This is a genomic window from Chelatococcus sp. YT9, assembly GCF_018398315.1.
In the GTDB taxonomy this organism is placed as follows: domain Bacteria; phylum Pseudomonadota; class Alphaproteobacteria; order Rhizobiales; family Beijerinckiaceae; genus Chelatococcus.
On record NZ_JAHBRW010000001.1, the window covers coordinates 2242541 to 2256247 of the forward strand.

At 63.7% G+C, this 13707-nt stretch carries 12 protein-coding genes; 1 reads left to right on the top strand and 11 read right to left on the bottom strand.

Annotated features, from left to right (window positions below):
- Positions 1 to 33 precede the first annotated feature (33 nt).
- From KIO76_RS10205 to KIO76_RS10225, 5 genes are read right to left on the bottom strand one after another with little or no spacing between them, the layout of a single operon-like run.
- Positions 34 to 840 (bottom strand): enoyl-CoA hydratase/isomerase family protein, encoded by an 807-nt coding sequence (locus KIO76_RS10205; protein ID WP_213323163.1) that lies wholly within the window; start codon positions 838 to 840, stop codon positions 34 to 36.
- A 52-nt stretch (positions 841 to 892) separates the two neighbouring features.
- Positions 893 to 1600, bottom strand: coding sequence for an ABC transporter ATP-binding protein (locus KIO76_RS10210; protein WP_213323164.1), 708 nt, complete (start codon positions 1598 to 1600; stop codon positions 893 to 895).
- Positions 1597 to 3417 carry a branched-chain amino acid ABC transporter ATP-binding protein/permease gene (locus KIO76_RS10215; RefSeq protein ID WP_213323165.1) on the bottom strand — a complete coding sequence of 607 codons (1821 nt, stop codon included), beginning with the start codon at positions 3415 to 3417 and terminating at the stop codon, positions 1597 to 1599. Before KIO76_RS10215 ends, KIO76_RS10210 begins: the two co-directional genes overlap by 4 nt.
- Positions 3414 to 4277, bottom strand: a complete 864-nt coding sequence (locus KIO76_RS10220; protein WP_213323166.1) for a branched-chain amino acid ABC transporter permease — start codon at positions 4275 to 4277, stop codon at positions 3414 to 3416. Before KIO76_RS10220 ends, KIO76_RS10215 begins: the two co-directional genes overlap by 4 nt.
- A 9-nt stretch (positions 4278 to 4286) precedes the next feature.
- A complete protein-coding gene (locus KIO76_RS10225; protein WP_213323167.1) occupies positions 4287 to 5402 on the bottom strand; it encodes an ABC transporter substrate-binding protein in 1116 nt (371 codons plus the stop codon).
- Positions 5403 to 5548: 146 nt separating this feature from the next.
- Here KIO76_RS10225 and KIO76_RS10230 point away from each other — a divergent pair, with 146 nt between their 5' ends.
- Positions 5549 to 6349, top strand: a complete 801-nt coding sequence (locus KIO76_RS10230; RefSeq protein ID WP_213323168.1) for an enoyl-CoA hydratase/isomerase family protein — start codon at positions 5549 to 5551, stop codon at positions 6347 to 6349.
- Positions 6350 to 6420: 71 nt separating this feature from the next.
- On the opposite strand, the gene KIO76_RS10235 is transcribed toward KIO76_RS10230, so the two are convergent.
- From KIO76_RS10235 to KIO76_RS10260, 6 genes are read right to left on the bottom strand one after another with little or no spacing between them, the layout of a single operon-like run.
- A complete protein-coding gene (locus KIO76_RS10235; protein WP_291977070.1) occupies positions 6421 to 7527 on the bottom strand; it encodes a CaiB/BaiF CoA transferase family protein in 1107 nt (368 codons plus the stop codon).
- Positions 7524 to 8660: an acyl-CoA dehydrogenase family protein gene (locus KIO76_RS10240; protein WP_213323169.1), complete on the bottom strand. Its 1137-nt coding sequence runs from the start codon at positions 8658 to 8660 to the stop codon at positions 7524 to 7526. The genes KIO76_RS10235 and KIO76_RS10240 overlap by 4 nt, the downstream gene beginning before the upstream one ends.
- Before the next feature lie 40 nt (positions 8661 to 8700).
- Positions 8701 to 9507, bottom strand: a complete 807-nt coding sequence (locus KIO76_RS10245; RefSeq protein ID WP_213323170.1) for an enoyl-CoA hydratase-related protein — start codon at positions 9505 to 9507, stop codon at positions 8701 to 8703.
- Between the two features lie 30 nt (positions 9508 to 9537).
- A complete protein-coding gene (locus KIO76_RS10250; RefSeq protein WP_213323172.1) occupies positions 9538 to 10380 on the bottom strand; it encodes an SDR family oxidoreductase in 843 nt (280 codons plus the stop codon).
- Entirely contained in the window at positions 10373 to 12166 is a 1794-nt protein-coding gene (locus tag KIO76_RS10255) for a CoA-transferase (RefSeq protein ID WP_213323174.1), read from the bottom strand. The genes KIO76_RS10250 and KIO76_RS10255 overlap by 8 nt, the downstream gene beginning before the upstream one ends.
- Positions 12163 to 13707: a class I adenylate-forming enzyme family protein gene (locus KIO76_RS10260; protein ID WP_213323176.1), complete on the bottom strand. Its 1545-nt coding sequence runs from the start codon at positions 13705 to 13707 to the stop codon at positions 12163 to 12165. Before KIO76_RS10260 ends, KIO76_RS10255 begins: the two co-directional genes overlap by 4 nt.

The following is a 13707-nucleotide window of genomic DNA, read 5'->3' on the forward strand; positions in this document are numbered from 1 at the left end:
CGCGTAGATGCGCAGCAGAAGACGGTCCGAAACCTAGCGACCTTTGAAAACGGGCGCGCGTTTTTCAGTGAAGGCCATTTGGCCCTCCCGCGCATCCTCGCTGAGGAAGACATCAGCTGAGATCCGCTTTTCATGGGCCAACGCCGCGCGCGCAGGTAAGCCTTGGACGTCGCGCAGTGAGCGGCGGATCGCACGGACCGCGACCGGAGAGTGGCTGGCGATCTTTTCCGCCAGTGCAAGGCTTGAGGTCAGGACGTCACGCTGCGGCACGACACTGTTGAGAAGCCCCCACCCCAGTGCTGTTTGCGCATCGATCAGTTCGCCGGTGAGCAGCAGCTCCATCGCGCGCACATCCGACACGTGCCGGGATAGTCGGACTGTCGCGCCCCCGGCTGGAAAGAGGCCCCATTTTACTTCTTGCATGCCGAGCCGGGCCGTCTGGGAGGCGACCCGCAGGTCCGCGCCGAGGGCGAGCTCCATGCCGCCAGCGATGGTATAGCCGTTGAGCGCCGCAACCACCGGTTTGGTGACGTCAAAGTCACGGAGCAACGCTGTTTCAAAAACCATCGGATCCGCGACGACGCGCTCGTCCCAGGCGTCCTCTGGCTGCCGGCCGCCGTTGAATAGCGTAATCAGGCGGCTCAAGTCAGCGCCCGCACAGAAGGCCTTCTCGCCGGCGCCCGTGATCACTGCGACGCGGATGGCATCGTCGTCGCGAATACGCAGCCAGGTCTGTTCCAGCAGTACGAGAGTCTCGGGATCCAGGGCGTTGTGGACCTCTGGACGGTTGATCGTGACGAGCGCGACGGTGCCGCGTCGCTCATAGAGCACCTTGGACATCTGGGGTTCATCCACTCTGCTGCCAGCGGCTTCCAAGCAGTGATCGCGCCGTTCATTCGGCTCCGAGATAGGCCTCGCGCACCCGGGGGTCGGAGCGCAAGATCGCGGCAGAGGCTGACAGGGTCGGCTGCCCCATCTCCAGCACATAGCCGTGGTCGGCGACGGACAGAGCCATGTTCAAGTTTTGCTCGGCAAGCAGGATCGCGAGACCTTTCGTTCGTAACGTGGCCAGCGTCTCCGCGACGCGATCCACCATTGCCGGGGAGAGCCCGAGGGTTGGCTCATCCAGCAGGAGCACCTTCGGTTCCGACATCAGCGCCCGTCCGATCGCGAGCATTTGCTGCTCACCGCCTGACATGGTGCCGGCGAGCTGGTCCAGACGCTCTTCGAGACGGGGAAAGATCGACATGATATCCGCCATACGCGTGGACACCGCAACGGCGTGCCGGCCGCGGTAACCGGCAAGCAGATTATCCTGCACGGTCATATGCGGGAAGACGTGGCGCCCCTCCGGCACCAACGCGATGCCCCGCTGCACCCGGCCGGAAGTCGGCAGGTTTTCCACCGCAACACCATCCAAAAGAACGCCGCCGGATGCGTTTTCCAGTCCCATGATGCCCTTGAGGCTGGAAGACTTGCCCGCGCCGTTCGAGCCGACGAGGCAGGCTATCTCGCCGGCTGCGACGCTGATGCTTAGCTTGCTGATGGCCGTGATCGGCCCGTAATGAACCGCGAGATCTCGGGTGACGAGAGCACTCATTGGGTCTGACCTACGCCGAAATAGGCTTCGTTCACCATCGGATGGTTCCGGACTGCCGCCGGCACGCCTTCCGTTATCTGTTCGCCGTGGTGCAGCACGACGAGCCTGTCGCAGACGCTCATCATCATACGGACGTTGTGCTCCACGAGAATGATCGCAATGCCGCGCTGCTTGAGCCGGCGCAGCAACGTTGTCAGCGTGGCTGCTTCGACAGGATTGAGCCCGGCTGCCGGTTCGTCGAGGAGGAGGACCTTGGGGTCGGTGGCGAGCGCGATGGCGATGGAGAGGAGCCGCTGCTCGCCATAGGCCAGCGAGCGGGCCAGCGACCCGGCTTTCTCCATCAGCCCCACCTCCGCCACGAGTTGCCACACGATCTCGGCGCGTGCGGCCTCGTCCGCCCGGAAGCGGGTCGACTGGATCAGGCTCGCGGCAAACGACACCGGCCGTCGATTGTAAACGGCAATCAGTATATTTTCGTAGACCGAAAGGTCTCCGAAGATTGTTGTCTGCTGAAAGGTGCGCGCCAGCCCCAGTTCGGTCAGTCGATGAGGGGGGAGTGCCGAGACATCCTTCCCGAACAGGCTGATGCTGCCGCTGGTCGGCCGCACGAAGCCGCTCGCCATGCTCATGCAAGTCGATTTACCGGCGCCATTGGGTCCCATGAGGCCCAGGATCTCACCCCTGCGGAGGGAAAACGAGACGTCCTTGAGGGCGACCAGGGCGCCATAACGCTTGGTCAGCCCGGAGACGGCAAAGACGGGAGGACCGGATGGTGTCTCGGCGCCAACATCCGCCATTGGACCTGCAACGGGCGCCGTGACATGGAGAGGCTTCTCCAACACTTCGGACGTGGTTGGCGCCGCCGCCTGTTTCGATGGCCAGAGCGACACGAGCCCCTTCGGCAGAAGTCTCACAACGACGATGAGGAGCACACCGAAAACCGCGAAGCGCATTTCGCCTACCGAGCGCAGGACCTCCGGCAGCCAGGCGAAGATCGCCGCGCCGATGACTGGGCCGATGAGCGACCCGCGCCCTCCGAGAATGACGATCAGGACCGCAGTCGCCGAATAGAGTGGCGTCAGCAGATTGGGAGTGACGATCAGGATTTTGGGAATGATCAATGCGCCAGCAATGCTGCCCAACGCTCCGGAGAGCGCGAGGTTCTGCACGCGGACGCGAAGGGTTGGGATGCCGACGCTTTCGGCGAGGTCGATGCTCTCGCGGATGGCGATCCATGAGCGTCCGATGGGTGAGCGAAGGAGCCGCTTGATAGCGAGATAGGCGAGGCCTGCCACAAGGAGAACAATCGCCAGATAGTATTGCTGGAAACTGGCAAAGGGAGCCAGGAACGAGAGCGTAGGCCGTGGCATCATCATGCCCATCGGCCCGCGCGTGAGATCGACCCAGTTCTCCGCGATGAGGCGCAGGATTTCGGCCGCCGTCATCGTCGCGATGGCAAAGTAGGCCCCGCCGATGCGCAGCGAGGCGAAACCGATGAGGGCTCCCAGCAGCATGCCTGGTATCGCGCTTAGAGCGACGGCGAACCAGAAGTTGATGCCCAGATAGACATTGGTCAGAGTCGCGAAATAGGCGCCCAGCCCGAAGAAGGCGGCATGGCCGAAGGACGTGAAGCCGAGATAGCCGAAGACCAGATTGAGGCTCAAGCCGAGGAGAGCATAGACAGCGCCGAGAACGATGAGCCCCGAGATGTAGTTCGAGAGGCCGATAGCCGGCACGACTGCCGCCACGAGGCAGATTGCTACGAACCAGAGCCAGTCCAGCCGCCTGTCTTTCAGAAGGGAAAACGAAGTCATCATCGCGCCTTGAACAAGCCTTGCGGGCGCACGAGCAATGTTACGATGAGCAGCGACATGAGGATCGCCTGTGCGATACCATCAATAACGAGGCCGCGCAGGAAGATCTCCAGAAAGCCGATGCCAATGCCGGCGACAACGGCGCCCACGACACTCCCCATGCCACCGATCACTACGACGACGAAAGCCTTGATGACCACGTGCTGGCCGATATACGGGGTGAACAGCGAAATAGGCACCATAAGCGCGCCGGCAATGCCGGCGACGCCTGCGGCCAGCAGGAAAGTCGTGGTTCGCACGCGCTTGACGTCAATGCCGATAACCTGCGCGGCGAAGTTGTCTTGAGCAACGGCCCGGAGATCGCGGCCAAGGCTCGTGTATTTCAAAAGCGCATGGATAAGGAACAGTAGAACAAAACCGCCGACGATGACCAGAATGCGCTGATAGGTAATGACGACGTCGCCGATATGAAGAGCGCCGATGACTCCATCAATGCGGCGAGGTGCTGGTCCGTAAGTATAAAGCACCGCTTCAAGTATCAGGATACTTGCGGCATAGGTTCCTATAAGGGCCGAGTTTCCTCCATCCCTTCGTTGCAGAACCGGCCTGACCGCGACCGTGTCCACCAGGAATGCCACGGCGACCGCCGCAATCATCCCCAGGGGAACGGCAATGACATAGGGAGCGCCCAGCATCGTCGTGGCCAGCACGACGCCGAATCCGCCTAGCATGTAGAACTCGCCATGGGCGAAGTTGATGATATGCAGGACCCCGAAGACCAATGTAAGCCCCAACGCTATCAGCGCGTAGCTCATGCCAGCGCTGAAGCCGTTGAAAACCTGCTGAGCGATCGCCTCTATCATGACCGGACCTCATTGTCGCTGAATGCGGCCGTCCTTGACCTCGACGATAAAGGGCGTGCTGAGCGCCTGGCCGGTCTTGTCGAACTTGAGCTCACCGCGCGGCGTGGTCCAGGTATCCTGGTGAATGAGCGCAGCCAGCTTGGCGACATCTGTCGTGCCGGCTTTCTGGATAGCCTGGGTGGCGACGCGTGCGCCCTCGAACCACAACAGCTCGAGCTTTTCCGGAGCAATGCCCACTTTGGCCTTGTAAGCCTCGACAAACGCCGCATTCTCCGCGCCGGGCATGCTGGGGACATAGATGTCAGTGCAGATTGCGCCCTCTGCGCCGCCGCCAGCCAGCTCGACGGCACGCGCGTTCAGGATGCCGGGCGCAAGCACCAGATATTTGGGCTTATAGCCCAGCTCCTTGGCGACCCGCATGATATTGCCGTATTGCTCGACGTTATTGCCGGCAAGATAGAGCATCTCCGCTCCCGAGGCCTTCGCGGCTGTAACGAGCCCGCTATAGTCGCTGGACGAGGTGTCGTAGAGCTGGTTGAACACGACCCTATTGTCCGGATCTTTGGGGAACATGGCGCGCAGCCCGGCCAAATAGGCGCGGCCCGTGTCGTTATTCTCGCCGATATAAGCAATGCCCTTGGGGTTTGCTTTCTGCATGTATTCGACAAGGACATCGCCGTCCATCTTCACAGTGGAATTGAACCGGAAAACCTTGTCGTAGCCGGAGGTGGTCACGTCCGGATGCTTCGCGGCAACCGGAAGATAAAGCAGTTCCTCGGCAGTGGCGATCGGCAGTCCGGCGAGTGCGACGGTGCTGCCATAGGGACCGATGACGATCTTGACATTGTCCTGGTCGACCAGCCGCTGCATGCCGCTGACGCCCTCGACCGGTGAATTGCCGTCGTCGTAGACGACAAGCTCGAAGGGCCGGCCATTGAGGCCGCCCTTGGCATTGGCCATGTCGATCGCGATCTTGGCTGCCTCGACGGCCTGGCTGCCAAGAACGGTACGAACGGGAGCAAGCATGCCGATCTTCACCGGCTCTCCCTGCGCCTGCGCCAGGGGCGCAAAAGTCGTGGTGGCCAGGATGATCGCCCCCGCCGCCAAAAGATGTCGCCGCAACATGTATCGCCTCCCTGCAGTCCGGCTTCTATGGCCCGGAACGAGCGCAGACTATGACAGAGCGGTCGCTCTCGTCAAGCATCTCACGGCATGACTTTACAGAGCGCTCGCTCTCGTCTATCTCCAAGAAAAATGGAGATGAGACGCCCATGTCCCACGTTGATCTTTCCGTCGAGGATGCTGTTGCTGTCCTGCGCATTTCCAACCCCCCCCACGGCTACATGAACGATTCCGTGACGGATGAGCTGCACCGCGCACTTCGGCGCACCATCGCGCGGCCTGACGTGAAAGTGATCGTGCTGACGGGCGGCGAGCCGGATGTGTTCATCCAGCATTTCGATCTTCATGATGTCGAAGCCGTTGTCCGCAAATTGAACGAGCGTGGTGACCGCTTCGGTGACGGGGCGCATGTTCCCGAACGTGCAATCGATGTGATGCTGCGGCGCATCGACATGTCGCCCAAACCCGTCATTGCCGCCATCAACGGAAACGCGATGGGAGGAGGCCTGGAGCTGGCGCTCGCTTGCGATTTTCGACTGGCGCAGGATGGCGACTATCTGATCGGCCTGCCCGAGATCCGCATTGGAGCCTTGCCTGGCGCCGGCGGCACCCAGCGGCTCGCCCGCATCGTCGGGCCGGCGCGCGCGCTCGATCTCGTGCTGCATGGGCGTCGGTTGTCCCCGCGGGAGGCCCTCGCGGCCGGCATCGTCATCGAGGTGACGGATGGACCGGTACTCGAGCGAGCCATGGAGCGCGCGCGCGATCTCGCCTCGATCCCCTCCAATGCGCTCGCCTCGGTGAAGCGCCTGATCCGCGAGACGGCCGAGCGGCCACTCTATGAGGGCCTCGACGTGGAACGCACGTTGTTCATGGATTTGCTGGCCCAGCCGGAAGCCCTGGAGATGGTCTCCGCGCTCAACGCCCGTGGCGGTGACTTCCGCACGGTATAAGGACGGTTGGCGGTTGACCTACACGGAAAGGCGTGGGGTGACCCCGTGCCTTCCGCTGCGATGATGGGGACTTATGCCCATTCCGCCAGGATCGTCGCAGCGTCGGTGTCGCGTGCCAGGCCGGTCTGGATCTGTCCGGGCGTGCGGCTGAAGCGCGGCGCCGGTGATGGTTGCAACAAGCCGTCCACTGTCCCGAAGGTGCCTCGCTCCACGAGATGCGGATGGGTGTGAGCTTCGTTCAATGTCAGCACCGGCATGACACAGGCGTCCGATCCATCGAAAACCTCCTGCCAATGCGCCAGCGGTTGTGCCTTGATCACCGCTGCGATCCGGGCCCGAAGCGCCGGCCAGTGGGTGCGCTCCTCCCGCGGTGGCAGTGTCGCCGCATCGAGGCCGAGGCCTTCGAGGAACATGAGCCAGAAGCGGCCCTCGAAGGCGCCGGCGGCGATATGGCGGCCGTCGGCTGTCTCATAGGTGCCATACCAGGGCGCGCCGCCGTCGAGGATGTTTTGGCCGCGTTCCGTCAGCCACGAACCTTGGGCGAGAAAGCCGTAGAACTGTGCCATCAGCGCGCTCGCGCCATCGACCATGGCCGCATCGACCACCTGGCCCTGACCCGTGGCGCGGGCGTGGAGGAGAGCGCATGCGACGCCGAAGGCGAGGAACATGGCTCCTCCGCCGAAGTCCCCGACAAGGTTGAGAGGCGGCACGGGCGCACGTCCGTCTTCGCCGATGCTGTCGAGGACGCCCGTCAATGCGATATAATTGATATCGTGCCCGGCGGTGCGGGCGAGGGGGCCGGATTGTCCCCAGCCGGTAATCCGCCCATAGACGAGACGCGGATTGTCCGCGAGGCAGGCCTCCGGGCCAAGGCCGAGGCGCTCCATCACTCCTGGCCGGTAGCCCTCGATGAGGATATCCGCGCGTGCGATCAGCGCCCTGGCCTCGGCCCGCGCGTCCAGCGCCTTGAGATCGAGCGTCAGCGTCCGGCGCCCGCGCAGCGTCGGGTCGAGTTCCGCTGGCAGGTCGACCGCGGCATCACCCGCCATCGGCCGCTCGATGCGGACGACATCAGCGCCCATGTCTGACAGCAGCATGCCGCAGAAGGGCGCCGGGCCGACACCCTCCATCTCGATGACGCGCACACCTGAGAGCGGTCCGGAGGCGCGCGCGCTCACAGTGATCGCCCGATGATTTCCTTCATGATCTCGTTGGTGCCGCCATAGATACGCGTGACACGGGCGTCCGCGAAGGCGCGCGCGACGGGATATTCCACCATATACCCGTAGCCGCCATGCAGCTGCAGGCAGTGATCGATGAGCTTGCACATGAAATCGGTGGACCAATATTTGGCCATGGCTGCGGTCTTGCTGTCGAGCTTGCCGTCGCAGACCAGCTCAAGGCAGCGATCCACAAAGACGCGTCCGATCTGAAGCTCTGTCTGCAATTCGGCCAGGGTGAAGCGATTGGCCTGGAACTCGATGATCTGCTTGCCGAAGGCTTTGCGCTCCTTCACATAGCGGAGGGTTTCCTCGAGCACCCCCTCGGCCGTGGCTATGGCGGCCACCGCGATCTGGATACGCTCCCACGGCAGTTCCTGCATCAGCTGCGTGAAGCCCTCGCCCTCCGCTCCGAGAAGATTGGAAACCGGCACGCGGACATTGTCGAAGAACAATTCGCAGGTGTCCTGGGCCTTGTTGCCCAGCTTGTGCAGCGGCGCGCCCTTGCTGAAGCCCGGCCTGTCGGCTTCCACCAGCAGCATGGATACGCCCTTGGAGCGCTGGGTCGGGTCCGTCTTGACGGCCAGCGCAACGAGATCGCAGTTGTGGCCGTTGCTGATGAAGGTCTTCTGACCGTTGACGATATAGTGGTCGCCGTCACGCACAGCCGATGTCTTGATATTGGCGAGGTCGGAGCCAGCGGCCGGTTCGGTAAGGCCGGCGGCGGCGATGACCTCGCCGCTGATTAGGCCGGGCAACCAGCGCTGCTTCAATTCTTCGGAACCATAGGTCACGATATAGGGGGCGGCTATTTCCGAATGCACGGAAAAGCCGGGGCCGCTGAAGCCGAGGCGCGCCTGCTCCTCGAAGATGATGGCCGCGTAACGCCGGTCGAGGCCAAGGCCGCCGTATTCCTCCGGAGCCGATGTACAGAGAAGGCCCGCGGCTCCCGCTTTCTGCCAGAGCTCCCGGGGCACATAGCCCTGTTCCTCCCACGCCGCGTGATAAGGCGCAACCTCGCGCTCAAAGAAGCGACGCACGAGATCGCGGAAGGTTTCATGATCGCTGTCATAGATGGTGCGTTCGATCATTGGTGTCGGTCTCCTGCCGCGAGACGGCTATTATTGGTTTTCAGACGAAACGAGGCGCGCGTTTTTCCATGAAGGCGCGGACACCTTCTTCGAAATCCGCGGATGCGTTGAGGCGTGCGTTGGTATCGCGCTCGAAATCGAGCTGTTCATCCAGCGTATGATTGCCCCCGCGATCTATTGCTTCGGCGACGAGCGCCAGCGCCGCGCGCGGCCCGTTTGCGAGGTGCCGGGCGACGGTCTCCACCGCGCCGGCAAGTTCTCCGTCAGGAACGGCTTTCCAGATGAGCCCCCATTCTGCCGCGGTCTCCGCCGGAAGTCTCTCCCCGAGCATGGTGAGCCCTATCGCGCGGGCGCGACCGACGAGGTGCGGCAGCATCCATGTGCAGCCGCAATCCGGGATCAGTCCGAGCTTCGGTGTGAAGACCTGGACGAAGGACGCGGAGTGGGATGCAATGACGATGTCGCCTGCCAGCGCGACGCCGACGCCACCGCCCGCCGCCACGCCGTTCACAGCGATCACCTTGGGCTTCGGGAGAGTGTACAGCGCGCGGATCAGCGCGTTGGTCTCCTTCTCCATGACCTCCCGCGTCACGGCGGAGCGCTCCTCCCGGCTCGTGCCAAGGCCGGTCAGGGGGTCGCCGAGGTCCATGCCGGCGCAAAAGCCGCGTCCCGCTCCGGTGAGCACGAGCACGCGCGCCTGCGGATCATCCCGAACCTGCGCCAGGGCCTGCAGGAGTTCGGCGATCATCGCCCGCGTCAGGGCGTTCAGAACATCGGGGCGCTTGAGAGTCAGTCGCGCTACGCCGCTCTCGACGACAAGATCAATGGTGGTAAAGTTCTCTGGCATCGCCACGTCCTGTCATACCGTTCTGTGTTTTCACGATGAGAAACGGAAATAATCGGGCTTGGAGACCGCCCACACATCTCCCCATAACTGCTGCCCGCCGTCGATCGTCAATACTTCGCCTGTCACGAAGCGCGAAGATGGCAGCGCGAGATAGATGCAACCCTCGACAATTTCCGTGGAACTGGCCGGACGGCGCTGGACGTTGGCGTCTGTGCGGATCCTGGCTTGCACATCCGGGGGGTATTGCTCCAGAGCGCCCGTGTCGACGATGCCTGGTGCGAGACAGTTGATGCGTATGCCGAGCGGCGCCCATTCGATCGCGAGCGTCTTGGAGAGATAGATGACCCCGGCCCGTGCGGCGACGGAATGTGCCATGCCGGGAATGCCCCGCCAGATATCAAGGACGACATTCACGATTCGTCCTTCCTCCGTGCGGTCGCGCCAGCGCTGAGCCGTGGCCTGCATCATGTTCCAGGTGCCGTTGAGATTGGTGTCGATGACCGCGTGCCACCCCTTGGGTGAGAGATCGATAGCCGGCTGGACGAACTGCCCGCCGCCGTTGTTCACAAGGATATCGATCCGACCAAGCCTGGCGAAAACCTCATCGAGCATGGCCGCGATCTGACCGGGCTCACGGATCGAGCAGGCATGCGAATGCGCTGCCCCGCCGCGGCTCCGGATCAGGGCTACGGTCTCCGCCAGCGGTTCAGGCCGGCGTCCGCACAATACGACGGTGGCCCCAAGCCGCGCCATGGTGATGGCGATTGAGCGTCCGAGGCCCGTGCCGCCGCCGGTGACGAGCGCGACCTGCCCCGCGAGCACATCCTCGCGAAAGCTCAGCGGCGCGGTGAAGGGGTCATCGCTTTCAGCCAAGGAATAGTCCTTTCGGGTCGAGCTGGCGCGCGAGGCTGATCTCCTCCGCTTCCGGCGCCGGTTCGAGGCGGACGTCGTCAGCGACGGCGAGTTCCCAGCCCGTCTTGGCGACCGCCATGGCGATGAGGTCGGTTTTGGAGTGGCCATCCCGGGCGAGCACCCGCGACAGCGCGAATTCCCCATCACCGCCCTGGCGCTCCAGCGCGCCGAGCTCGGTCACGATGGTTCGCACGGCCCGGCCGGGGGTTGTGATGAAATGGACCGCCTCGACAAGGCGCTTGGGCGAATGGGCCATGGTGACAAGCACTTCCGAGGCGCCGCTGCCGATATCATTGGCGCCGCCGGAACCGGTGAGCATGAAGTCCGGAAGTTTAGAGGTATTGAGATTGCCGGCCCGGTCGACCTGCGCGGCGCCGAGCACGCCCACAGCCCGGTTGCGCGGCCCCCCTGTCAGCACGCCGAGCGTGGTCAGGGCATCGGTTTCCATGAGGCCGCCGGACATGTTGCGGTAATTGAACAGGAAGGGGTCGGCAGGGGAGGGCACATAGCCGTACATGCCGGCCTCAACCATCAACGGCACGTTGTGCCCGTTCTGCCGCTCGAGCAGCGAGGCCATCCAGGCGGCGAGCGAAGAGATGCCGAGGCCGGCGAGGATGCACGACAGTTCTCCGCTACGCAGCCGCTCGCGCAGGACGCGCGTGGCCAGGATGGCGTGGCGCTCGTTCTCGGATGAGGCGCGCGCCTCCGCGGGGCCGGCGAGTTCCGGCCATTCGAGCCGCCATCCATCCTTCGCCCTGCGTCCGCGCAACGCGTGAACGCGTTCAGATCCGAGCTTCGCAAGATAGGCTTCGTGGCTCCCGCAGCCAAGGATCCATTCCTGCGACCAGCGATCGAGCGCGTCCGGGGTCTTCCCGGCGTGCCGCAGCTCTTCGAGAAAGGCGTAATCGTCCGGATAGCCCGGCACCTCCGGCACCGCGTCGCCCGGAAGGGAATTGGGGTGGCCACCGAGCGGCACTCCACAGACCGCTGCGACGCAATGGCCAGGTATCTGTACCTGGTGCGAATAGCGGCTGATGAAATCATCCTCCACAATGCGCTCGGCCGTGACGATCACAGCACGTCGCGCCGCGAAGGCAGCCCAGGCGCCATCGTAGAACGGCGGACAGATAATGGCATTGCCGAAGCGGTCGGCCGCGAGCGCATGCACGAATGTGACGTCGGGCGCGAAAGGCGCCACCACCGTGGCGGCCGCATCGCCAAACGGGTTGTCGATCGTCGCGACCTGTCCGCTCGCGGCGAGTTCGGTCGCCATGTCGCTGCCGGCGAGCGAGCCCGTCGGCATGAAGGGCAGGCCGAGCGCCGCCGCCATCAGGCGCTGCTTGAGGGTGAGCAGCGACCAGCTCTCGAAGGCAACCGAGCCGTCGCGGGCCGCCTGCACGTAAAGGGGATGCGGCGCGGGCGTCGGAAAGGTAAGCGCGTGGATCGAGGCGATGACCTTTTTTACGAGCCCCGCGCGAATAAGCGGGGCGTGCTGATTGGCTATCGCGGGAGCGGCGAGCGTGAATCCCGGGTCGCGCGACCAGAACTGCCTCGCGACCTCGAACATCGCAGCATTGGGCCGGGCCATTGAGCCGCCGAAATAGAGCGTATCGCCCGGCCGCACGTGACGCGCCACCGCATCCTTGAGGGTGGTAACCCGGTTGCTGCCGGCGGGTTGCGCCTTGAAAGAGGCCCAACGGGCGGCAATCGCGTCAGTATCGGCAAATGTCACGGGAGCAGCCGTCATGGAATTAGCCCCAGTGCCTTGCGAAATAGCAGCTTCTTCACGCGGCCAGTTTCCGTGCGCGGCACATCAGCGCCGTTGCTGGTCCGGACGGCTTCCGGCCATTTGAAGGGCGCGAGCTTGCCTTCACAGAAGTGCCGGATCTCCTCCACCGAGAATTCACGTCCCTCTTCCATCGGGATGAGAACCGCAAGCACTGTTTCGCCAAGCACATCGTGGGGCTGCGGCAGCGCAATGACTTCGCGGATTTCAGGATGCTGGACGATACAGTTCTCGATTTCCAGGCTGGCGATATTCTCGCCGCCGCGACGGATGATGGACTTCAGGCGATCAACGAAGAAGAAGCGGTTTTCCTCGTCACGATAAGCGAGGTCGCCGGTGTGAAACCAGCCGTCGCGAACGACTTCCCGGAACGCGGCCTCATTGTTGAAATAGCCGGCAAACCCTTGCCCGAAGCGGGCCGTGATCTCGCCGACCTCGCGGACGCCAACCTCGACGCCGGTGTCGGGATTCACGATACGTAGATCCACGCCACGGACGGGCCGGCCGACGCAAGGATAGGCATCTGGCAGGTCATAGCAGTCCGCCCCGGCGAGGGTGCCGGGCGTCTCTGTCATGCCATAGCCGTCGAGCACGTCGCAGCCCCACCGTTGACGGATCTGCCGCCAGCGCCCCGCCGCGCCATTGGCGAACAGAATGCGCAGCTTCTCGACGGCGCGACGCTCGACCTCCGTCGGAGGAAGCGTCAGCAGGATGGCGATCACGGCACCCATGGTCCATAACACGGAGGCGCCGCTGCGATCCGCCTGATCCCAGAAGCGGGATGCGCTGAAGCGGCGCGCCAGCACCATCGTGCAGCCGGCGAGCACGCACATCGTCGTGCCCCAGTTGAGCGCCATGCCATGGAGTAGCGGGGTCACCAGCATGACCCTGTCCTGCGAGGTCAGCCGGAGATTTTCCTGATAGCCCGCGATACCGTGAATGATGCTGCTCGAGCGCTGCAACGCTGCCTTGGGCTTGGCGCCGGTCGTGCCGGACGTGAAGACGATGCTGAGAAGGGCATCGTCTGGTATCTCCGGATCGCGTACCCACACGGGCTCAGATGACGGGCTCCAGGCGTCCTTCATGCCATCGACGGGCGCGTCGCTGAAAATGTGGGCAAGGCCGGGGTTGGTCGAAGCGAGGTCTAACGCCAGCGCATTCTGCGCCTTTGCGGTGACCAGCACGCGCGGCGCGAGCGTATCCAAGTAGGATTGAAGTTCGGCGGGAAGTAGATCCGTGTTCAGCCCGGCGGCTATCGCGCCTATCTTCTGGCAGGCGAAATAGATGACCAGCCATTCGATCGAATTGGGCATCAGGATCGCGACGGGATCGCCGCGCTTGACCCCGCATGAGCGCAGATGCGCGGCCAGATGGGCTGCGCGTTCGGCCGCAGCGGCATAGGTGATCATGCGGTCCGCACCCGCCTCGTCGCCGACGAAGTGGATGAAGACGCGATCGGGTGCCTCGCGAGCGACCTTCTCGAAGTGGTCGATCAGCAGCAT

Excerpts from the sequence above, each read along its gene's own strand:
- KIO76_RS10205 (WP_213323163.1), bottom strand. The coding sequence starts at position 840 with ATGTCCAAGGTGCTCTATGAGCGACGCGGCACCGTCGCGCTCGTCACG.
- KIO76_RS10210 (WP_213323164.1), bottom strand. The coding sequence starts at position 1,600 with ATGAGTGCTCTCGTCACCCGAGATCTCGCGGTTCATTACGGGCCGATC.
- KIO76_RS10215 (WP_213323165.1), bottom strand. The coding sequence starts at position 3,417 with ATGATGACTTCGTTTTCCCTTCTGAAAGACAGGCGGCTGGACTGGCTC.
- KIO76_RS10220 (WP_213323166.1), bottom strand. The coding sequence starts at position 4,277 with ATGATAGAGGCGATCGCTCAGCAGGTTTTCAACGGCTTCAGCGCTGGC.
- KIO76_RS10225 (WP_213323167.1), bottom strand. The coding sequence starts at position 5,402 with ATGTTGCGGCGACATCTTTTGGCGGCGGGGGCGATCATCCTGGCCACC.
- KIO76_RS10230 (WP_213323168.1), top strand. The coding sequence starts at position 5,549 with ATGTCCCACGTTGATCTTTCCGTCGAGGATGCTGTTGCTGTCCTGCGC.
- KIO76_RS10240 (WP_213323169.1), bottom strand. The coding sequence starts at position 8,660 with ATGATCGAACGCACCATCTATGACAGCGATCATGAAACCTTCCGCGAT.
- KIO76_RS10245 (WP_213323170.1), bottom strand. The coding sequence starts at position 9,507 with ATGCCAGAGAACTTTACCACCATTGATCTTGTCGTCGAGAGCGGCGTA.
- KIO76_RS10255 (WP_213323174.1), bottom strand. The coding sequence starts at position 12,166 with ATGACGGCTGCTCCCGTGACATTTGCCGATACTGACGCGATTGCCGCC.
- KIO76_RS10260 (WP_213323176.1), bottom strand. The coding sequence starts at position 13,707 with ATGCTGCTGATCGACCACTTCGAGAAGGTCGCTCGCGAGGCACCCGAT.